Genomic DNA, 21,493 nt, shown 5'->3' on the forward strand with positions numbered 1-21,493 from the left:
ATTATTCTCCTGCTTTCTCAGCCGGTGCAGCAGCACCTTCAGCAGCGCCATCCGGCTTCTTGGCACGGGCTGGACGCGCAGCTGGCGCACCTGGACCTGCCGTTGTAGTTTTAGGACGTGGACGGCTAGATGGCTTGCCATCGTCACGACGTGGACCACGGCGCTTTTTGTCATCGTCATTAGGGATGTCGACTACCGGTGTTTCACCGTTAGGCAGACGATCGCCTTTGTAAACCCAGACTTTGATACCGATAATGCCGTATGTAGTTTCAGCTTCGCCGAAACCGTAATCGATGTCAGCGCGCAGGGTGTGCAGTGGCACACGACCTTCACGATACCATTCGGTACGAGCAATTTCGATACCATTCAGACGACCGGACGACATGATCTTGATACCTTGCGCGCCCAAACGCATTGCATTCTGCATGGCACGTTTCATCGCGCGGCGGAACATGATACGTTTTTCGAGCTGCTGAGCAATCGAATCAGCGATCAGTTGTGCATCAGTTTCAGGCTTACGAATTTCTTCGATATTAACGTGAACTGGAACACCCATCAGCTTGGTCAACGCAGACTTCAGTACTTCGATGTCTTCGCCTTTTTTACCGATAACAACACCTGGACGCGAGCTGAAAATTGTAATGCGTGCGTTCTTTGCAGGACGCTCAATAACAACACGACCGACGGAGGCGTTCTTCAGTTTTTTCTTGAGATAAGCGCGAACTTTCAGGTCTTCGTTCAGCATGGTGGCAAAATTACTATTGCCAGCATACCAGCGCGAACCCCAGTTACGCGTTACCGCAAGACGAAAACCGGTTGGATGAATCTTCTGTCCCATCGTGACTCCTTAGTTTCCGACAGTCACGTAAATGTGACAGGATTGCTTCGAGATACGATCACCACGGCCTTTTGCACGCGCTGTGAAGCGCTTCAGGACCGAACCTTTTTCGACATAAATCGTCGTGATTTTCAGTTCGTCGATATCTGCACCATCGTTGTGCTCGGCATTCGCAATTGCGGATTCCAGAACACGCTTGATGATAGCCGCACCCTTCTTCGGACTAAACGCCAGAATGTGAAGAGCTTGATCAACTTTTTTGCCGCGAATCAGATCGGCGACCAGACGGCCCTTTTGGGCCGACAGACGCACACCGCGGAGGGTAGCTTTAGTTTCCATCATCGGACCTTATCTCTTAGCCTTTTTATCAGCTGCGTGACCTTTGAACGTACGGGTCAATGCGAATTCGCCGAGCTTGTGACCGACCATATTTTCGGACACATAAACCGGGACGTGTTGTTTGCCGTTATGCACAGCAATCGTCAAACCGATAAAGTCCGGCATGATGGTCGACCGACGCGACCAAGTCTTAATTGGCTTTTTGTCTTTGGCTGCTTGAGCGGCCTCAACTTTTTTCACCAGATGGGCGTCGCAGAACGGCCCTTTTTTCAATGAACGTGTCATGTGTTACCCCTTATTTCTTGCCACGGCGCGAGACGATCATTGAAGTAGTACGCTTGTTACGGCGTGTCTTCTTCCCTTTTGTCTGCTGACCCCATGGCGAAACTGGATGACGACCAGCTGCAGTCTTACCTTCACCACCACCGTGAGGATGGTCAACCGGATTCATAACCACACCGCGGACGGTAGGACGAACACCGCGCCAACGCATTGCACCCGCTTTACCAATCTTGCGCAGACTGTGTTCCGCATTGCCGACTTCACCGACAGTTGCACGGCATTCAATATGCACACGACGGACTTCACCGGAACGCAGGCGAACCTGAGCATAGATTCCTTCGCGAGCCATCAACACTACGCCAGCACCAGCGGTACGCGCCATTTGAGCGCCTTTACCTGGAAGCATTTCAACGCAATGCATGATAGTACCGACAGGAATGTTGCGAATTGGAAGACAGTTGCCGGACTTGATCGTCGCTTGCGAACCATTCATCACTTGATCGCCAACCGCCATGCCTTTAGCTGCAATGATGTAATGACGCTCACCATCTGCGTAGCACAACAATGCGATATTCGCAGTACGGTTTGGATCGTATTCGATACGCTCCACTTTCGCTGGAATACCATCTTTGTTACGCTTAAAGTCAATAACGCGATAGTGTTGCTTATGACCACCACCGATATGACGGGTAGTGATATGACCGTTGTTATTACGACCCGCTGTTTTCGATTTCTTTTCGATCAGGGCAGCGAATGGACGGCCTTTGTACAGGTCGGAGTTAACGACCTTGACCATACCACGGCGACCCGGCGAGGTCGGTTTAACTTTAACGAGTGCCATTATTTAGCCTCCTCGGTGAAGTTGATCTCTTGACCCGGCTTCAAGCACACGAATGCGCGGCGGGTATGATTACGCCGACCATTGAATTTACCGGAGCGCTTTTGCTTACCAATGCGGTTGGCGACTTGCACCGACTCAACCTGCACCTTGAAGAGCAATTCGACAGCAGCCTTAACTTCCAGCTTGGTAGCGTCTGGTGCGATACGGAAAACGACTTGCTCGTTTTTTTCCGCAACAAACGTCGCCTTTTCGGAAATTACTGGCGCCAACAACACTTTCATCAAGCGCTCTTCGCTATGTTTCACTAATGCGTTCATGCCAGCATCTCCTCAATCTTGGCCAATGCCAGCTTGGTGATCAGGATCTTCTTGTAGAACACCAGAGAAACTGGATCAGCATGACGTGGCTCACATACCAGTACGCCTGGCAGGTTGCGCGACGCCAACAACAGGTTTTCTTCCAGATTATCGGTAATCACCAACACGGAATCCAGACCCATGCTTTTCAGCTTTTGCGACAGCAGCTTGGTCTTTGGCGCTTCTACCGAGAAATTCTCGACAACGGACAAACGGCCTTCGCGTGCCAACTGTGACAGAATCGAGCAGATACCTGCGCGATACATCTTCTTGTTGACTTTGTGCGAGAAATTTTCATCAGGCGAGTTCGGGAAAATCCGACCACCCCCACGCCACAAAGGCGACGACGACATACCAGCACGAGCGCGGCCCGTACCTTTTTGACGCCATGGCTTTTTAGTCGTGTGATGCACTTCTTCACGATCTTTTTGCTTACGGTTACCGCTACGAGCGTTAGCCTGGTAAGCAACTACGACTTGGTGAATCAGCGCTTCATTGTAGTCACGGCCGAAAATAGTATCCGGCGCAGCAACATTCGAAGCAGCTTGACCTTGGTCATTCAGGAGCTTGAGTTCCATGAATTAGGCTCCCTTCTTTGCTTTGACTTTAACAGCAGGCATCACGACAACTTGGCCGTTCTTTGCGCCTGGAACCGCACCCTTGACCAGCAACAGTTGGCGCTCAGCGTCAACACGTGCGATTTCAAGGTTTTGTGTGGTTACAGTAACGTCACCCATGTGACCGGTCATACGCTTACCAGGGAAAACGCGACCTGGATCCTGCGCCATACCGATGGAACCTGGAACATTATGCGAACGCGAGTTACCGTGGGTAGCACGACCAGAGGCGAAGTTGTAACGCTTGATGACACCAGCGTAACCCTTACCGATCGAAATACCCTGCACATCGACCTTTTGGCCAACTTCGAACAGGCTGGCAGCGACTACGTCGCCAGTCTTCAATTCGGAAGCTTTAGCAGAATCGATACGGAATTCTTTGAGGATGGTACCAGCCTCTACACCTGCTTTGGCGTAGTGACCGGCTGCAGCTTTATTCACGCGTGATGCGCGACGCTGACCGAATGCAACTTGAACAGCGGTATAACCGTCTGTTTCAGGCGTTTTGATTTGAGTCACACGGTTGTTCGATACGTCCACAACAGTGACAGGAATCGAATCCCCATCATCCGTAAAGATGCGCATCATACCAACCTTGCGACCAACAAGGCCTAGGCTCATTGTTTTCTCCATTCCCACCTACGATTGGGCGGGGCTGATGTTTGTACTACTAAAATACGCGCAATTGCGAAAGCCGCAATTGCACCGAAGCCGGTGAGTATAACCGGGTAAGTTTTTATTTGCAAGACCAACTTTGTCGTGGTATGTAAATGCGACTACCCGGTTTCACCATATTTACAACACTTACCTGCAAATTATTGCAGCTTGATTTCTACATCAACGCCAGCCGGCAGATCCAGCTTCATCAATGCATCAACAGTCTTGTCTGTTGGATCAACGATATCCATCAAACGTTGATGCGTACGGATTTCGAATTGATCGCGTGAAGTCTTGTTGACGTGCGGGGAACGCAAAACGTCAAAGCGCTGAATACGCGTTGGCAAAGGTACCGGACCCTTAACAACGGCACCAGTACGCTTCGCTGTATCGACGATTTCTTGTGCCGATTGATCGATCAGACGATAGTCAAACGCTTTCAGACGAATCCGGATTTTTTGATTTGGAGCAGACATGATTTTCCTTTAAAGAACGACCCTTGAATGAATAGCCATCCACGGTATATTTTGAATACAACCTGCCCGGCGAACCGGGCAGGCACTTCTAATTACGCGTCAGGCAGGATTTTAGCAACAACGCCTGCACCAACAGTACGGCCACCTTCACGGATAGCGAAGCGCAAGCCTTCTTCCATCGCGATCGGGTTGATCAGCATGACAGTGATCGACACGTTATCGCCTGGCATGACCATTTCCTTGCCTTCTGGCAATGCGATCGAACCCGTCACGTCCGTAGTACGGAAGTAGAACTGGGGACGATAGTTGTTGAAGAATGGTGTATGACGACCGCCTTCGTCTTTCGACAGAACGTAGATCTCGCCTGTGAAATGCTTGTGCGGCTTGATCGTGCCTGGCTTCGCCAGAACTTGACCGCGCTCGACGTCTTCACGCTTGGTTCCGCGCAACAGAACACCAACGTTATCGCCGGCTTGACCTTGGTCCAGCAGCTTACGGAACATTTCAACGCCAGTACATGTGGTCTTCTGGGTGTCGCGGATACCGATGATTTCCAGTTCTTCGCCGACTTTCACAATACCGCGCTCGATACGACCAGTCACCACAGTGCCGCGACCCGAGATCGAGAACACGTCTTCCACCGGCAACAGGAACGCACCGTCAACTGCGCGCTCCGGGGTTGGAATGTAGCTGTCCAGTGCTTCCGCCAGCGCCATGATGGCCTGCTCGCCCAGAGGACCAGTGTCGCCTTCGAGAGCCAGCTTCGCCGAACCCTTGATGATTGGCAGGTCGTCGCCTGGGAATTCGTACTTGCTCAGTAACTCACGCACTTCCATCTCAACCAGCTCGAGCAACTCTTCGTCGTCGACCATGTCAACCTTGTTCAGGAACACGATGATGTACGGAACACCAACTTGACGTGCCAGCAGGATGTGTTCACGCGTTTGCGGCATTGGGCCGTCAGCTGCCGAACATACCAGGATCGCACCGTCCATTTGCGCCGCGCCGGTGATCATGTTTTTAACATAGTCAGCATGGCCTGGGCAGTCAACGTGCGCGTAGTGGCGGTTCGCCGTTTCGTATTCTACGTGCGCTGTGTTAATCGTAATACCGCGGGCTTTTTCTTCCGGAGCAGCATCGATTTGCGCGTAGCCTTTTGCTTCGCCGCCAAATTTCTTCGACAGCACTGTCGCAATCGCTGCCGTCAGCGTGGTTTTGCCATGGTCAACGTGGCCAATCGTGCCCACATTCACGTGCGGCTTGGTCCGTTCAAATTTACTTTTTGCCATTTTATTCTTCCTTCAAAAAGAGCGATTATTCAACAATATACTGAAACTATTTAAGCGAATGCCCAGCTCTCGCGAGCTGGGCACAAAGCCATATTACTTGGTCTTCGACGTCACGATTGCATCGATAATGTTCTTCGGCGCTTCCGAGTAGTGCTTGAATTCCATCGAGTAAGTTGCACGACCTTGAGTGGCCGAACGCAACGAAGTCGAGTAACCAAACATTTCCGACAACGGCACTTCAGCTTTGATGATCTTGCCGCCACCGCCAGCAATTTCGTCCATGCCTTGCACCATACCGCGACGTGAGGACAAATCGCCCATTACTGTACCGGCGTAGTCTTCTGGCGTTTCTACTTCAACTGCCATCATTGGCTCCAGAATGACTGGGCTGGCCTTGCGGCAGCCGTCTTTGAACGCCATCGAAGCAGCCATGCGGAACGCATTTTCGTTCGAGTCAACGTCATGGTACGAACCGAAGAACAGCGTGACCTTGACGTCAACCACCGGATAACCGGCCAAAACGCCCGAAGTCAGTGTTTCGCGAACACCTTTTTCTACTGCAGGGATGTATTCGCGTGGCACGGTACCACCCTTGATCGCATCGACGAATTCGAAGCCCTTGCCCGGCTCTTGCGGCTCGATCTTCAGAACCACATGACCGTACTGACCGCGACCACCCGATTGCTTAACGAACTTACCTTCGATCTCTTCACAAGTTTTGCGAATCGTTTCACGATAAGCAACTTGTGGTTTACCAACGGTCGCTTCGACGTTAAATTCACGACGCATACGATCGACGATAATGTCCAGATGCAATTCGCCCATACCAGCGATAATTGTTTGACCTGATTCTTCGTCAGTACGCACGCGGAAAGACGGATCTTCAGCAGCCAGACGATTCAGTGCCAGGCCCATTTTTTCCTGGTCTTGCTTGGTCTTAGGCTCAACCGCCTGCGAAATCACCGGCTCAGGGAATATCATGCGTTCCAGCACGACAATAGCTTTATCGTCGCACAATGTATCGCCAGTAGTTGTATCTTTCAAACCAACTACCGCAGCGATATCACCAGCCAGCATTTCCTTGATTTCTTCGCGCTGATTCGCATGCATCTGCACGATACGGCCAATACGTTCTTTTTTCTCTTTAACAGAGTTGTAAACTGTATCGCCTGAATTCAACGTGCCTGAATAGCAACGAATAAAGCACAATTGACCAACAAACGGATCGGTTGCGATCTTAAATGCCAACGCCGAAAATTTTTCAGTGTCTTCGGCTTTGCGCACCACTGGCTCATCGTCTTCATCCATACCTGGAACAGGTGGAATGTCCACTGGCGATGGCAAGTACTCGATCACGCCATCCAGCATTGCCTGCACACCCTTGTTCTTAAAGGCTGTACCGCACATCATCGGCACGATTTCACTTGCAATAGTGCGTTGACGGATCGCAGCTTTGATTTCCGCCTCTGTCAAATCGCCTTCATCCAAATATTTATTCATCAGCTCTTCTGATGCTTCAGCAGCGGCCTCGACCATATTTTCGCGCCATTTTGCCGCTTCAGCTGCCAGATTTTCCGGGATCTCACGGTAATCAAACTTCATACCCTGGGTTGAATCGTCCCAGTAGATCGCCTTCATTTTTACCAGATCGATGACGCCTTCGAAATGCTCCTCTGCACCGATAGGCACTTGCATAGGAACAGGATTGGCCTTCAGGCGCGCGCGCATTTGGTCGTAAACTTTGAAAAAGTTCGCGCCGGTACGATCCATTTTGTTGACGAATGCCAAACGTGGAACCTTGTACTTGTTGGCTTGGCGCCATACTGTTTCAGATTGCGGCTGTACGCCACCCACTGCGCAGTAAACCATGCAAGCACCATCCAGTACACGCATCGAACGCTCGACTTCAATCGTGAAGTCAACGTGTCCCGGGGTATCAATGATGTTGATGTGATGTGGCGCGAAGTTACCCGCCATACCCTTCCAGAAACAGGTGGTAGCGGCAGAAGTAATCGTGATACCACGCTCTTGCTCTTGCTCCATCCAGTCCATGGTGGCGGCGCCATCATGCACTTCACCAATCTTGTGGTTCACACCGGTGTAAAACAGAACGCGCTCGGTGGTGGTGGTCTTACCGGCATCAATGTGAGCGGAAATACCGATATTGCGATAGCGCTCAATGGGGGTCTTGCGAGCCATGATTTATTCCTAAGTCTTTTAATGCACGAAACCGAGCGCTATTTTTCAATGAAAATATGCGCTCGGCTCGAACAAATTTCAGATGCGGACAGCTGGTTCCACACAGGGAATCAACTGACCAGTCTATTAGAAGCGGAAGTGCGAGAACGCCTTGTTCGCTTCTGCCATACGGTGCACTTCATCGCGCTTTTTCATTGCGCCGCCGCGACCTTCTGCGGCTTCCATCAACTCGCCGCCAAGGCGTTGTGGCATCGATTTTTCGCTGCGCTTGTTAGCTGCTTCACGCAACCAGCGCATTGACAACGCCATACGACGGATAGGACGGACTTCAACTGGCACCTGGTAGTTTGCACCACCAACGCGACGCGATTTAACTTCGACCAGTGGCTTGCAGTTGCCGATGGCCAATGCAAACACTTCCAGCGGATCTTTGCCGGATTTAGTCTGGATGTGCTCAAAAGCACCGTAAATAATGTTTTCAGCGACCGATTTCTTACCGGACAGCATCAAGACGTTGACGAACTTCGCAACATCAACGTTACCGAATTTAGGATCCGGCAATATATCCCGCTTGGGAACTTCACGACGACGTGGCATTTCGATTCCTTTCAATCTTCAGTTGAGCGTGTGGAGTCTTGCTCCTACAACCCTCGCGGACAGCCATCATAGCTACCCACTTACTCGGCCCATTGGGGACCGACACCTGTTTCGTTTGGCCTGAGCCTGGCGAAAAATTATTTCTTTGCAGCTTTAGCGCGCTTGGTACCGTACTTCGAGCGGGCTTGCTTACGATCCTTGACGCCTTGGGTATCCAATGCACCGCGAACCATGTGGTAACGCACACCCGGCAAATCCTTTACACGACCGCCGCGCAACAGCACGACGCTATGCTCTTGCAGGTTATGGCCTTCACCGCCGATGTACGAAATAACTTCGAAACCGTTGGTCAAGCGTACCTTGGCAACTTTACGCAGAGCCGAGTTTGGCTTCTTTGGAGTTGTCGTGTAAACACGGGTACATACTCCGCGTTTTTGTGGGCTGTTTTCCAGCGCCGGCGATTTGCTTTTAACAACAGCAGAGACGCGTGGCTGGCGAATCAATTGATTGATGGTTGGCATCGTTTTCTATCCAACAAAATTACGACGTTAATAACAACAATCCCGAAATCGGTTGTCCGGGATTGGACAGATACTTGCACGAAAATCCCGCGCAGTTCGATTTGGCAATAAAGGAGGAAACGCACCGCAGCAAGCGAAAGCAGACTAAAGAACGTTCGAGACCAGTAAAACTTAGAATCGAGAACCCGCGAGTATATCCTCATGACTGCTTCGGGTCAACTTAACCGACAATATATGCACGAGTGTCCAATACTTGCAACACTTTCTCTAATCCGCCCTTCGAGAGCGGAGCTGGCGCGGGTTTCCAATCCATATGTCTGCTGGCGCGCCTGTCACGTGGCGCTGCGTTGGCCTTGATCGCTGCGGCGTGTCATGACATTAAATCTGTTCCCGAAATAACATCCGCGCTTGGCGGCCTTCTACACTTTATCTCGCGCACAGGTGCCCAAGCCTGTACCGTTACGGGATAATGCCTCCACTCCTATTTCGCTAGATGATAATGTCTTACTTGCTGCGCAGAAACAATCTGTTCGTACTGCTTTCCTATCTGATCCTCTCGCTGGTACCGTTTGCGCCCTTGCTATTTGGTCAAAGCGTTGACCGACCAGGCCGTATTATCGCCATGGAGTTTATTGCCTGGCTCGCCGTCTGGTCGCTATTCAAACGGCCAGCCCGATTTCATTGGTTATTGCTGCCAGCATTTATCGCGTTGCCGACCGAGCTGTATCTGCGCAAATTTTACGGGCAAGGGATATCCACCCATCACCTTGGCATCATCGCCGAGACTACGCCGGCAGAAGCAATAGAATTTTTAGGCGATAAAATCTGGCTGCTGGCGCTTATCCTCGTGTGCATCATCCTGTGGTGGGCACTCAGCTGGTTTGCCGCGGCCCGCACCCGCGACCTCGACTGGCGCGGCGGTTCGCGTTGGCTGATTTGCTTACTGATGATAGGCGCGTTCGGGCTCTGGCTCTACGGCGAGGAAGTTGGCATCAAGCCGGCGCCAAGTTCGACAGTTATCTCCATGCCTGAGGCCACTAAACCCATCAAGCATGCCATCCCGGCGGCAAATGCGGCGTCAGTCGTCAGTTCTTCTGCAAGCACTGCTGCCCTCCCCTTGCCCAATCCCGCTGCCGCATCGACAATTACCTCAAGCATTGCATCAATGAAACTTGGCAAGCTTCCTAGCTGGGCCGACATTCCATTCGAAGCTGAGCCGTTTGGACGCACCTGGCCGTTCGGCCTTGCGGTACGTGGTTACGATTTCTGGAAAGAGCGTAAATATCTGGACGATTTGCAGCGCAAGAATCGCAGCTTCGCGTTTGGCGCCCATCAGGCCAGCCACCACGATACGCCGCAAATTGTCGTCATGGTGATTGGGGAATCAGCCCGCTATGATCGCTGGAGCCTGAATGGCTATCAGCGCGAAACGAATCCATTGTTGAAGCAGGAACCTAATCTGGTCAGCTTTTCGGACGTGCTTACGGGGGTTGCAGCCACCCGTTTGTCGGTTCCGGTAATGCTCTCGCGCAAGCCGATCACGGAAAGTCTCAGCGCCGGGTTTTCAGAGAAATCCTTCATCACAGCGTACAAGGAAGCAGGCTTCAAAACCTACTGGATTTCAAACCAGATGTCGTTCGGTAAATTCGACACCCCAATTTCGGTGTTTGCGAATGAGGCCGATGTCACGCAATTCCTGAATCTGGGTGGTTTTACAGACACCTCAAGCTATGATCAGGCGCTGCTGGCGCCATTAAAAGCGGCCATGGATGATCCGAACCCGAAGAAGCTGATTGTGCTGCATAGCCTGGGCAATCACTGGAACTACAGCCATCGATATCCGCAGGAATTCGACAAATGGCAACCGTCGCTATTCGGCGTTGCCGATCCTGCGTACACCAATCTGGCGAACAAGCCGGCGCTGAATAATAGCTACGACAATTCCGTACTCTACACCGACTGGTTCCTGGAACAGGTCATCAAGACACTCAAATCGTCCAATCAACTCAGCGCCATGATGTACTTTTCAGATCATGGCGAGACCTTGTATGACGGTAGCTGCAAAATTGCTTTCCATGGCCACAATACGCAATTCGAATTTCATATCCCCGCTTTGATGTGGTACTCCGATTTGTATAAGGTCGCCTACCCGGAAAAGGTCGAACAGTTAATCCGCCATAAGCGCGCGCCCATCAACACCGAAAATGTGTTCCATTCACTATTGGATCTGGCGGATATACGCTATCCGGATGAACGGTTGGAGAGGAGCTTCCTAAGCCGCAAGCTGCGTCCGCATAAGCGCTATGTCGACAGCCATGGCTGGACCGACTACGACAATTCGACCTTTAAAGGTGATTGTCGTGAGGTGATAGATAACGGCAAACCGCTAGCCCAATTGAAAGATTGAAATCGCAACATGACATGGGCACCATTCTTGAGGTGCTCATGCAATGCTGATGCATGCGTTGCCAAAGCTTGATTAGTTGGCGTCGCACAAACAAAAACGGCACCGGAGAATTTCCCAGTGCCGTTTTTTATTGGAACAACTCTGACGAATTAAGCTTCGCCGTCTGTCGTTCCCAGGGTTTCAGTCGATTGCACTTCTGCTTCGGCCTGGAGGTTACGCGCCTGTTGCTCGGATTGCAGCAACGCAGTACGTTCTTCCGCTTCCCACGTGTCTTTTTCCTTACGTGCCCGGTGGAATGCCAGACCAGTACCAGCTGGAATCAGGCGGCCGACAATGACGTTTTCCTTCAGACCGCGCAGACCATCACGTTTGCCCATGATCGCAGCTTCAGTCAGGACCCGCGTGGTTTCCTGGAACGATGCTGCCGAGATGAACGAGTCGGTCGACAGCGATGCCTTGGTAATACCCAGCAACACGTTTTCGTATGTTGCCGGGATCTTGCCCGCAGCGACCACGCGATCGTTTTCGTCCAGCAACTCGGAACGCTCAACCTGTTCACCGGTGATGTAGTTGGCATCGCCGGCATCAACGATTTGTACCCGACGCAACATCTGACGGACGATCACTTCAATGTGCTTGTCATTGATCTTCACACCTTGCAGGCGATATACGTCCTGCACTTCGTCAACGATGTAACGTGCCAAAGCCTCGATACCCAACAGGCGCAGAATGTCTTGCGGATCGGCCGGGCCGTCAACAATCATTTCACCCTTGTTCACCACTTGGCCGTCATGTACCAGCACTTGCTTGTCCTTGGTAATCAGGAACTCGTGCTTGTTGCCGTCCATGTCCGTGATTTCCAGACGTTGTTTACCCTTGGTTTCCTTACCAAAGGCAACGGTACCGGTAACCTCCGCCAACATACCGGCATCCTTCGGCGAACGCGCTTCAAACAACTCGGCCACACGCGGCAGACCACCGGTAATGTCACGGGTTTTTTGCGATTCGGTCGGGATACGCGCCAGCACTTCACCAACGTGGACTTGCTGACCGTCTTTCACGGTAATCAGCGCACCAACCTGGAAACCAATCGTCACAGCGTGTTCAGTGCCGGAGATCTTGACTTCCTGACCTTGTTCGTTCAACAGTTTGACCTGCGGACGGACAATCTTGGTCACAGAGCCACGACGCTTGGCATCGATAACCACCAGTGTCGACAGACCGGTCACTTCATCGATCTGACGGGCAACGGTCGAACCTTCTTCAACGTTTTCGAACTTCACCGTACCGGTGTACTCGGTAATGATAGGACGCGTCAGCGGATCCCATGTGGCCAATGTTGCGCCAGCCTTGATCGTCAGACCATCGTTGACGATCATGGTCGCACCGTACGGCACCTTATGGCGCTCACGCTCACGACCGTGGTCATCGGTAATCAGTACTTCACCTGAACGGGAAATAACGATCAGCTCGCCCTTGCCGTTGGTGACGTAACGCATGGTTGCTGTAAAGCGCACCACACCGTTCGACTTGGCTTCAACACTCGACGCCACTGCTGCACGCGACGCCGCACCACCAATGTGGAAGGTACGCATGGTGAGCTGGGTACCCGGCTCACCAATCGACTGCGCAGCGATCACGCCGACTGCTTCACCGGCGTTAACCAGGGAGCCACGCCCCAGATCGCGACCGTAACATTGTGCGCACAGGCCGTAGCGTGTGTCACAAGTCAGCGGTGTGCGGACCTTTACTTCGTCAATGCCCAGGCGTTCGATTTCTTCGACGCCATCTTCGTCCAGCAAGGTGCCGGCTTCGTACAACGTGGCCTGGGTTTCCGGATTGACGATATCGTTAGCCGCTACACGACCCAGGATACGGTCACGCAATGCTTCGATAACTTCACCGCCTTCAACCATCGCCTTCATGACAGCACCGTTCGATGTGCCGCAATCATCTTCGATCACGACCAAATCCTGGGTAACGTCAACCAGACGACGTGTCAGGTAACCTGAGTTGGCCGTCTTCAACGCGGTATCTGCCAGACCTTTACGCGCACCGTGGGTGGAAATAAAGTACTGCAAAACGTTCAGACCTTCGCGGAAGTTCGCGGTAATCGGCGTTTCGATAATCGAACCATCCGGTTTCGCCATCAGACCGCGCATACCGGCGAGCTGACGAATCTGTGCTGCGGAACCGCGCGCACCGGAGTCGGCCATCATGTAAATCGCGTTGAACGATTCCTGTGTGCCCTTAGTGCCGTCGCGGCGTACCACGTCTTCAACCTTGAGCTGTTCCATCATGGCCTTGCCGACGTCATCACCGGCCTTGCCCCAGATATCAACCACTTTGTTATAACGTTCGCCGGCAGTCACCAGACCGGACGAGTATTGCTGTTCGATCTGCTTCACTTCTTGTTCTGCAGTGGCGATGATGGTGACCTTTTGTGGCGGCACCAGCATGTCGTCGACGCAGATCGAGATACCGGCGCGGGTCGCCAAACGGAAACCGGACTGCATCAATTGATCGGCGAAAACAACTGTCGCACGCAGACCGCACTTGCGGAACGAAGTGTTGATCAGCTTCGAAATTTCCTTTTTCTTCAACGCACGATTGAGTACGGTGAACGGCAGGCCCTTAGGCAGAATTTCCGACAGGATCGCACGACCGACGGTGGTTTCGTAACGCTTGATGGTCTTGACGAATTCGCCGGTGACAGCATCCTTTGGATACTCGGTAATACGCACTGTGACACGGGTTGTCAGTTCGACTTCCTTGTTGTCATACGCACGGATTGCTTCCGATACATCCGGGAACATCATGCCTTCGTTCTTGCCGTTGATCTGTTCGCGCGTGGCGTAGTACAGACCCAGCACGATATCTTGCGAAGGTACGATCGATGGTTCGCCGTTCGATGGGAACAGGATGTTGTTCGAGGCCAGCATCAGCGTACGTGCTTCCATCTGCGCTTCGATCGACAGTGGAACGTGGACCGCCATCTGGTCACCGTCAAAGTCGGCGTTAAATGCGGCGCAGACCAATGGGTGCAACTGAATCGCCTTACCTTCGATCAGGACCGGCTCAAACGCCTGGATACCCAAACGATGCAATGTCGGCGCACGGTTCAGCATGACCGGATGTTCACGGATCACTTCTTCCAGAATGTCCCACACCACGGAGGTCTGATTTTCAACTTCCTTCTTGGCAGCCTTGATGGTGCTGGCGATACCCATCACTTCGAGCTTGTTGAAAATGAATGGCTTGAACAATTCCAGCGCCATCAATTTCGGCAAACCGCATTGATGCAATTTCAGTTGCGGACCCACCACGATCACCGAACGACCGGAGTAGTCGACGCGCTTACCCAGCAAGTTTTGACGGAAACGACCGCCCTTACCCTTGATCATCTCAGCCAGCGACTTCAGCGGACGCTTGTTGGCACCAGTCATTGCCTTGCCGCGACGGCCGTTGTCCAGCAACGAGTCAACCGCTTCCTGCAACATCCGCTTTTCGTTGCGGGTGATGATTTCCGGCGCGCGCAATTCCATCAGGCGCTTCAGACGGTTGTTACGGTTGATGACGCGACGATACAGATCGTTCAGATCGGAGGTAGCGAAACGGCCACCATCCAGCGGTACCAGCGGACGCAATTCCGGCGGCAGCACTGGCAACACTTCCATGATCATCCAGTCCGGCTTGATGCCTGAACGCTGGAACGCTTCCAGCACTTTCAGGCGCTTGGAGTATTTCTTGATCTTGGCTTCGGACTTCGAGTCTTTCAAGTCTTGACGCAAGGTTTCCGCTTCGCGGTCGATGTCGATCGCGCGCAGCAGTTCACGGATACCTTCAGCGCCCATGAATGCGGTGAAGTCATCGCCGTATTCTTCGTACTTGGCAGCATAGTCGTCTTCCGACATGATCTGGCAACGCTTCAGCGGCGTCATGCCTGGATCAGTGATGACGTAGGCTTCGAAGTAAAGAACGCGTTCGATATCCCGCAAAGTCATGTCGAGGACCATACCCAGACGCGACGGCAGCGATTTCAGGAACCAGATATGCGCGGTCGGCGATGCCAACTCGATGTGGCCCATGCGCTCACGACGCACTTTGGCCAGTGTGACTTCAACGCCGCACTTTTCGCAGATTACACCGCGATGCTTCAAACGCTTGTACTTACCGCACAGGCATTCGTAGTCTTTGATAGGGCCAAAAATCTTGGCGCAAAACAGGCCATCGCGCTCAGGCTTGAAGGTACGATAGTTGATGGTCTCCGGCTTCTTGACTTCGCCATAAGACCACGAACGGATTTTATCTGGCGACGCGAGGCCAATCTTGATCGCGTCGAACTGTTCATTTTGCTGAACTTGCTTGAATAAATCGAGCAGTGCTTTCATGTATCACTCCAGGTTGGCGTGAAAAAACTAAATTCTTTTGTTAGTGCAGTGAGATGTTTCGCTAATCATTCACCAATTGCGAAACAACTTTCACCGACCTTTTAACTGCTAGCTGAATCAGTTGTGGGACAGCGTCATTCGGCACCCTTCGGAGCCGCATAAACGCTGTCCCACAATGGATCGACATCGAAACCGCGTTAGTCGCGGTCCAGATCCATATCAATACCCAGCGAACGGATTTCTTTCAACAGCACGTTGAAGGATTCCGGCATGCCGGCTTCGATAACATGATCGCCTTTGACCAGGTTTTCATAAACCTTGGTACGACCATTCACGTCATCTGATTTGACTGTCAGCATTTCCTGCAGCACATACGATGCACCGTACGCTTCCAATGCCCAGACTTCCATCTCACCGAAGCGCTGACCACCGAATTGCGCCTTACCACCCAACGGTTGCTGAGTTACCAGCGAGTACGGACCGGTGGAACGTGCATGCATCTTGTCATCGACCAGATGGTGCAGTTTCAGGTAATGCATATAGCCAACCGTGACACTCCGCTCGAACGCTTCGCCGGTACGTCCGTCATACATCGTGACCTGGTTCTTCGATGGCGTCATGCCGAGTTGCTTGGCAATCGGATCCGGGTAAGCCAGATTCAGCATGCGGTTGATTTCCGACTCATGCGCACCGTCAAATACCGGCGTCGCAAATGTCACACCTTTTTTCAGGTTGGTCGCCAAACGCATGATTTCATCGTCGCTCAGGTTGTCCAGATCCTCGGTCTTGCCCGATTCGTTATAAATCGTGTTCAGGAACTGACGCAACTCGGCAATCTTGGTTTGCGCCTTCAGCATTTCGCCGATACGCAGACCCAGACCCTTGGCAGCCCAGCCCAAATGGACTTCCAGAACCTGACCGATGTTCATCCGCGATGGAACGCCCAATGGGTTCAATACGATGTCAGCCGGCGTACCGTCAGCCATGTGCGGCATGTCTTCGATCGGCAGAATGCGTGAAACCACACCCTTGTTACCGTGACGACCCGCCATCTTGTCGCCAGGTTGCAGACGACGCTTGACGGCCAGGTAAACCTTGACCATTTTTTGCACGCCAGGCTGCAGTTCATCGCCTTGTGTCAGCTTCTTGCGCTTTTCTTCAAACGCCAGGTCGAACTGGTGACGCTTCTCGGCGATCGATTCCTTGATGGCTTCCAGAGCGATTGCGGTCGGATCATCGGATGGACGAATATCGAACCAGTGGTATTTGTCCAGGTCGGCCAAGTATTCCTTGGTCAACTTGGCACCCTTGGCCAGCTTCTTCGGACCGCCGTTGACAACCTTGCCGATCAACATCCGCTCCAGACGTTCAAAGGCATCGCCTTCAACAATCCGCAACTGATCGTTCAGGTCGAGACGATAACGCTTCAGTTCGTCATCGATAATTTGTTGCGCACGTTTGTCGCGCACAATACCTTCGCGCGTAAACACTTGCACATCGATCACCGTACCGACCATGCCCGATGGCACGCGCAGCGACGTATCTTTAACGTCCGATGCTTTTTCACCGAAAATCGCGCGCAGCAGTTTTTCTTCTGGTGTCAGTTGGGTTTCGCCCTTGGGAGTAACCTTACCGACCAGCGTATCGCCGGCTTCAACTTCGGCACCGATATACACGATACCGGCTTCATCGAGACGCGCCAGCTGATTTTCCGCGAGGTTCGAGATATCGCGGGTGATTTCTTCGGCACCCAGCTTGGTGTCACGTGCAACCACCGACAACTCTTCGATATGAATCGAGGTATACCGGTCATCCGCAACGACTTTTTCGGAGATCAGAATCGAATCTTCGAAGTTGTAGCCGTTCCATGGCATAAACGCCACCAGCATGTTTTGACCCAGCGCCAATTCGCCCAGGTCGGTCGATGCGCCGTCAGCGATCACGTCGAGTTTCGCGACACGGTCACCCACTTGCACGATAGGCCGTTGATTGATGTTGGTGTTCTGGTTCGAACGGGTGTACTTGATCAGGTTGTAAATATCCACCCCGACTTCGCCGGCCAACGCTTCTTCATCGTTGACGCGAATCACCACACGGCCGGCATCGACGTAGTCAACGATACCGCCGCGCAATGCCTGCACAGTAGTACCGGAGTCAATCGCGACCGTACGTTCGATACCGGTACCAACCAATGCCGTCTCCGGACGCAGGCAGGGAACTGCCTGACGTTGCATGTTGGCACCCATCAATGCACGGTTCGCATCATCGTGTTCAAGGAACGGAATCAACGATGCCGCTACCGAAACCACCTGGCCAGTCGCCACGTCCATGTACTGGACACGTTCTGGCGATACCAGAATTGTTTCACCCGCTTCACGCGCCGAAACCAGTTCATCCGACAGCTTGCCCGACTTGTCGATGGTCGCATTCGCCTGAGCGATGATGTAACGACCTTCTTCAATCGCGGACAGGAAATCGACCTGTTCAGTGATCTTGCTATCGACAACCTTGCGGTATGGTGTTTCCAGGAAACCGTACTCGTTCAGACGCGCATACAGCGCCAGCGAGTTGATCAGTCCGATGTTTGGACCTTCCGGTGTTTCAATCGGGCACACACGGCCATAGTGAGTTGGATGCACGTCACGCACTTCAAAACCAGCACGTTCACGGGTCAAACCACCAGGTCCCAGTGCCGAAATACGGCGCTTGTGGGTGATTTCCGACAACGGATTGGTTTGGTCCATAAACTGCGACAACTGCGACGAACCGAAGAACTCACGAATAGCGGCCGAAATCGGCTTGGAGTTGATCAGGTCATGCGGCATCAGGTTATCGGCTTCAGCTTGGCCCAGACGTTCCTTGACCGCGCGCTCGACCCGCACCAGACCGGCTCGGAATTGATTTTCCGCCAGTTCACCGACGCAACGGACACGACGATTACCCAAGTGATCGATGTCATCGACTTCGCCGCGACCATTACGCAACTCAACCAGAATCTTGATGACAGCCAGTACGTCTTCGTTCGACAACGTCATCGCGCCGGTCAGCTCGTCGCGACCGATACGACGGTTGAATTTCATACGACCGACAGCCGACAGATCGTAGCGATCTTCGTTGTAGAACAGTCCGTTGAACAAAGCCTCAACCGAATCTTCGGTTGGCGGTTCGCCTGGGCGCATCATGCGATAGATCGCAACCTTGGCCGCCATCTGATCGTTGGTGTCGTCGCTGCGCAGCGTTTGCGAAATGTAACCGCCTTGATCCAGATCATTGGTGTACAGAGTCTGAATATCAGTAACATCTGCCTCACGCAATTTAGCCAGCAATTCTTCTGTCAACTCGTCGTTCGCGTTGGCAACCACTTCGCCGGTGTCTTCATCGACAATGTTGCGCGCCAGTACGCGGCCCAACAGGTAGTCTTCCGGTACCGAAATGTGCTTGATGCCGGCCGCTTCGATGTCACGCACGTGCTTGGAATTGATCCGCTTGTCTTTGGCGACCAATACCTTGCCCGACTTGTCGGAGATGTCAAAACGCGCGACTTCACCGCGCAGGCGCTCAGCGACGAATTCCATCTCCGCGCCTTCGTTGCGCAAGGCGAAATTGTCGAATACGAAGAAGTTGGCCAGAATCTGCTCGACCGACATACCGATCGCTTTCAGCAAAATCGTGACAGGCATCTTGCGACGACGGTCGACACGGAAGAACAGGATGTCTTTCGGGTCAAATTCAAAGTCGAGCCATGAACCACGGTAAGGAATGATACGTGCCGAGAACAGCAATTTACCGGACGAATGCGTCTTGCCGCGGTCATGTTCAAAGAACACGCCAGGCGAACGGTGCAACTGCGACACGATAACGCGCTCAGTACCGTTGATCACGAACGAGCCGGTAGTGGTCATCAAAGGCAGTTCGCCCATGTAGACTTCTTGCTCTTTCATTTCTTTAACGACCGGCTTGGTTGGCGACTCTTTATCAAGAATAACCAGACGCACCTTGGCACGCAGAGGCGACGCGAACGTCAATCCACGTTGTTGACATTCCTTGACGTCGAACGGTGGATCGCCGAGGACATAGGACAGAAATTCGAGACGCGCAAAACCATTGTGCGAAACGATAGGGAAGATGGACGAGAAGGCAGACTGCAAGCCCTCATTTTTGCGTTGAGACGGTACTTTGTCCGCTTGCAAAAAGCCCAGATACGACTCGAGCTGGGTCGCCAGCAGGAACGGAACTTGATGAACGTTAGCACGTTTCGCGAAAGATTTGCGAATGCGCTTTTTCTCAGTAAATGAGTAGTGCATGGACACTCCGTGAGTGACAGGAAGGATAGAGAATTCAGGATTCGATAAGTAATACAGCCACTCAAAACAACTAACCAAAACAGTCAGCTAATCAGATAAACTATAAAACCCAACAGCTACGAAACCTCAAGTCTCAGCCCTTCAAGCTTGGCTGCGAAAGGAACTCTGTAACCCGGTCAAGAATCAACCAGATTGAAACGAAATACACCTGCAACAACAATAAAATCGAAAACGACAAAGGAGCCAAAGCCGAATTCCCACTTTCGGGGGATTCTGCACTTTGACTCCTGCGCCTGACCTTGCGGAAAGGCGCACTGGTAAACCAGAATTACTTGATGTCCGCTTTCGCGCCAGCTTCTACCAACTTCTTCTGGGCTGCTTCAGCGTCTGCTTTCGAAACACCTTCTTTAACTGCTTTCGGTGCACCGTCAACCAGGTCTTTAGCTTCTTTCAAGCCCAGACCAGTGATTTCGCGAACAGCCTTAATCACGCCAACTTTGTTCGCGCCGAATTCGGTCAGAACAACTGTGAACTCGGTTTGCTCTTCAGCAGCAGCAGCGCCGCCAGCAGCACCACCACCAGCAACAGCAACTGCTGCAGCGGATACGCCAAATTTCTCTTCGAATGCCTTAACCAGGTCATTCAATTCCAAAACGGTCAGGGCGCCAACTGCGTCCAGGATTGCGTCTTTGTCAAGTGCCATGTGAAACTCCTAAATTTATTTGATATTTACATCTAATTGGTACTAACGCTGAAAAAAGCGCCAAAACAGTGCCTGAACTTATTTAAAGTTAAGCAGCGACTTCGACTTCGGCTTCTTTTTTCGCTGCCAGAGCAGCCAAACCACGCACAAATCCTGAGATCGGAGCTTGCATCATGCCCACAACTTGGGCCAGCAGAACTTCACGGCTAGGAATGTTTGCCAACGCTACAACAGCCGCTTTATCAAGCGTCTTGCCAGCGTAGTTACCTGCTTTGAGGACCAGTTTGTCGTTGGTTTTTGCAAAGTCAGCGAGGACTTTAGCAGCAGCAACGGCGTCATCCGAGATCGAATAGATCAACGGACCGGTCATTTCACTAGCGAGGTCAGCAAAAGCGGTACCTTCAACAGCGCGACGAGCTAATGTATTTTTCAATACACGCAGGTACACACCTTGGGTACGCGCATTGGCGCGCAGTTGCGTCAAGTGACCAACCTGGATGCCACGGTATTCGGCCAGAACGATAGTCTGCGCAGCTTTCACTTTTGCAGAAACTTCGGCTACAACGGCCTTTTTGTCATTCAGATTGAGACTCAAGATCAACCTCCATAAATGATGCTCGGTAACGACATAGCCGCAAGTGGCTACTCACCTCACATCGGTTCGAACACGGCGTCC

General features: G+C 52.3%; 17 protein-coding genes. 1 reads left to right on the plus strand and 16 read right to left on the minus strand.

What is annotated here, in order from left to right:
* Position 1 precedes the first annotated feature (1 nt).
* The 12 genes from rpsC to rpsL all read right to left on the minus strand — a co-directional run bounded on the left by rpsC (position 2) and on the right by rpsL (position 9,012).
* A complete protein-coding gene (gene rpsC, locus AC3CHX_RS25680; RefSeq protein WP_488630786.1) occupies positions 2–838 on the minus strand; it encodes a 30S ribosomal protein S3 in 837 nt (278 codons plus the stop codon).
* A gap of 9 nt (positions 839–847) precedes the next feature.
* Positions 848–1,180, minus strand: a complete 333-nt coding sequence (gene rplV / locus AC3CHX_RS25685; RefSeq protein WP_488630787.1) for a 50S ribosomal protein L22 — start codon at positions 1,178–1,180, stop codon at positions 848–850.
* A gap of 6 nt (positions 1,181–1,186) precedes the next feature.
* The gene (rpsS, locus tag AC3CHX_RS25690; protein ID WP_153236347.1) at positions 1,187–1,462 is read right to left on the minus strand and encodes a 30S ribosomal protein S19; all 276 of its coding nucleotides are present in this window, start codon (positions 1,460–1,462) and stop codon (positions 1,187–1,189) included.
* 10 nt (positions 1,463–1,472) lie between these two features.
* Positions 1,473–2,300, minus strand: coding sequence for a 50S ribosomal protein L2 (rplB, locus tag AC3CHX_RS25695; RefSeq protein ID WP_488630788.1), 828 nt, complete (start codon positions 2,298–2,300; stop codon positions 1,473–1,475).
* Positions 2,300–2,617, minus strand: coding sequence for a 50S ribosomal protein L23 (rplW, locus tag AC3CHX_RS25700; protein ID WP_108441490.1), 318 nt, complete (start codon positions 2,615–2,617; stop codon positions 2,300–2,302). The genes rplB and rplW overlap by 1 nt, the downstream gene beginning before the upstream one ends.
* Positions 2,614–3,234 (minus strand): 50S ribosomal protein L4, encoded by a 621-nt coding sequence (gene rplD / locus AC3CHX_RS25705; RefSeq protein WP_488630789.1) that lies wholly within the window; start codon positions 3,232–3,234, stop codon positions 2,614–2,616. Before rplD ends, rplW begins: the two co-directional genes overlap by 4 nt.
* A gap of 3 nt (positions 3,235–3,237) precedes the next feature.
* Positions 3,238–3,906: a 50S ribosomal protein L3 gene (gene rplC, locus AC3CHX_RS25710; RefSeq protein WP_488630790.1), complete on the minus strand. Its 669-nt coding sequence runs from the start codon at positions 3,904–3,906 to the stop codon at positions 3,238–3,240.
* A gap of 182 nt (positions 3,907–4,088) precedes the next feature.
* The gene (gene rpsJ, locus AC3CHX_RS25715; RefSeq protein WP_108441493.1) at positions 4,089–4,406 is read right to left on the minus strand and encodes a 30S ribosomal protein S10; all 318 of its coding nucleotides are present in this window, start codon (positions 4,404–4,406) and stop codon (positions 4,089–4,091) included.
* A 92-nt stretch (positions 4,407–4,498) separates the two neighbouring features.
* Positions 4,499–5,695 carry an elongation factor Tu gene (gene tuf, locus AC3CHX_RS25720; protein WP_488630791.1) on the minus strand — a complete coding sequence of 399 codons (1,197 nt, stop codon included), beginning with the start codon at positions 5,693–5,695 and terminating at the stop codon, positions 4,499–4,501.
* Between the two features lie 93 nt (positions 5,696–5,788).
* Positions 5,789–7,894 carry an elongation factor G gene (fusA, locus tag AC3CHX_RS25725; protein WP_488630792.1) on the minus strand — a complete coding sequence of 702 codons (2,106 nt, stop codon included), beginning with the start codon at positions 7,892–7,894 and terminating at the stop codon, positions 5,789–5,791.
* 126 nt (positions 7,895–8,020) lie between these two features.
* Positions 8,021–8,491, minus strand: coding sequence for a 30S ribosomal protein S7 (rpsG, locus tag AC3CHX_RS25730; protein WP_488630793.1), 471 nt, complete (start codon positions 8,489–8,491; stop codon positions 8,021–8,023).
* Positions 8,492–8,628: 137 nt separating this feature from the next.
* Positions 8,629–9,012 (minus strand): 30S ribosomal protein S12, encoded by a 384-nt coding sequence (rpsL, locus tag AC3CHX_RS25735; RefSeq protein WP_108441497.1) that lies wholly within the window; start codon positions 9,010–9,012, stop codon positions 8,629–8,631.
* 499 nt (positions 9,013–9,511) lie between these two features.
* Here rpsL and AC3CHX_RS25740 point away from each other — a divergent pair, with 499 nt between their 5' ends.
* Entirely contained in the window at positions 9,512–11,419 is a 1,908-nt protein-coding gene (locus tag AC3CHX_RS25740; RefSeq protein ID WP_488630794.1) for a phosphoethanolamine transferase, read from the plus strand.
* A gap of 149 nt (positions 11,420–11,568) precedes the next feature.
* Here the strand turns inward: AC3CHX_RS25740 and rpoC are convergent, their stop codons facing one another.
* The 4 genes from rpoC to rplJ form a co-directional block, all read right to left on the minus strand.
* Positions 11,569–15,810 (minus strand): DNA-directed RNA polymerase subunit beta', encoded by a 4,242-nt coding sequence (gene rpoC, locus AC3CHX_RS25745; protein ID WP_488630795.1) that lies wholly within the window; start codon positions 15,808–15,810, stop codon positions 11,569–11,571.
* A 197-nt stretch (positions 15,811–16,007) separates the two neighbouring features.
* A complete protein-coding gene (rpoB, locus tag AC3CHX_RS25750) occupies positions 16,008–20,114 on the minus strand; it encodes a DNA-directed RNA polymerase subunit beta (RefSeq protein ID WP_488630796.1) in 4,107 nt (1,368 codons plus the stop codon).
* 328 nt (positions 20,115–20,442) lie between these two features.
* Positions 20,443–20,817, minus strand: coding sequence for a 50S ribosomal protein L7/L12 (rplL, locus tag AC3CHX_RS25755; protein ID WP_488630797.1), 375 nt, complete (start codon positions 20,815–20,817; stop codon positions 20,443–20,445).
* Positions 20,818–20,905: 88 nt separating this feature from the next.
* Positions 20,906–21,412 carry a 50S ribosomal protein L10 gene (gene rplJ / locus AC3CHX_RS25760; RefSeq protein WP_488630798.1) on the minus strand — a complete coding sequence of 169 codons (507 nt, stop codon included), beginning with the start codon at positions 21,410–21,412 and terminating at the stop codon, positions 20,906–20,908.
* Positions 21,413–21,493: the final 81 nt, after the last annotated feature.

The organism is Glaciimonas sp. OK215 (assembly GCF_057787885.1).

Bases quoted from the DNA above. Each gene is read 5' to 3' on its own strand.
- rplD (WP_488630789.1), bottom strand. From the start codon at position 3,234: ATGGAACTCAAGCTCCTGAATGACCAAGGTCAAGCTGCTTCGAATGTT.
- tuf (WP_488630791.1), bottom strand. From the start codon at position 5,695: ATGGCAAAAAGTAAATTTGAACGGACCAAGCCGCACGTGAATGTGGGC.
- rplW (WP_108441490.1), bottom strand. From the start codon at position 2,617: ATGAACGCATTAGTGAAACATAGCGAAGAGCGCTTGATGAAAGTGTTG.
- rplV (WP_488630787.1), bottom strand. From the start codon at position 1,180: ATGATGGAAACTAAAGCTACCCTCCGCGGTGTGCGTCTGTCGGCCCAA.
- rpsG (WP_488630793.1), bottom strand. From the start codon at position 8,491: ATGCCACGTCGTCGTGAAGTTCCCAAGCGGGATATATTGCCGGATCCT.
- rpsL (WP_108441497.1), bottom strand. From the start codon at position 9,012: ATGCCAACCATCAATCAATTGATTCGCCAGCCACGCGTCTCTGCTGTT.
- rpoC (WP_488630795.1), bottom strand. From the start codon at position 15,810: ATGAAAGCACTGCTCGATTTATTCAAGCAAGTTCAGCAAAATGAACAG.
- rpoB (WP_488630796.1), bottom strand. From the start codon at position 20,114: ATGCACTACTCATTTACTGAGAAAAAGCGCATTCGCAAATCTTTCGCG.
- rpsS (WP_153236347.1), bottom strand. From the start codon at position 1,462: ATGACACGTTCATTGAAAAAAGGGCCGTTCTGCGACGCCCATCTGGTG.
- rplB (WP_488630788.1), bottom strand. From the start codon at position 2,300: ATGGCACTCGTTAAAGTTAAACCGACCTCGCCGGGTCGCCGTGGTATG.
- AC3CHX_RS25740 (WP_488630794.1), top strand. From the start codon at position 9,512: ATGTCTTACTTGCTGCGCAGAAACAATCTGTTCGTACTGCTTTCCTAT.
- rpsJ (WP_108441493.1), bottom strand. From the start codon at position 4,406: ATGTCTGCTCCAAATCAAAAAATCCGGATTCGTCTGAAAGCGTTTGAC.
- rplC (WP_488630790.1), bottom strand. From the start codon at position 3,906: ATGGAGAAAACAATGAGCCTAGGCCTTGTTGGTCGCAAGGTTGGTATG.
- rpsC (WP_488630786.1), bottom strand. From the start codon at position 838: ATGGGACAGAAGATTCATCCAACCGGTTTTCGTCTTGCGGTAACGCGT.
- rplL (WP_488630797.1), bottom strand. From the start codon at position 20,817: ATGGCACTTGACAAAGACGCAATCCTGGACGCAGTTGGCGCCCTGACC.
- fusA (WP_488630792.1), bottom strand. From the start codon at position 7,894: ATGGCTCGCAAGACCCCCATTGAGCGCTATCGCAATATCGGTATTTCC.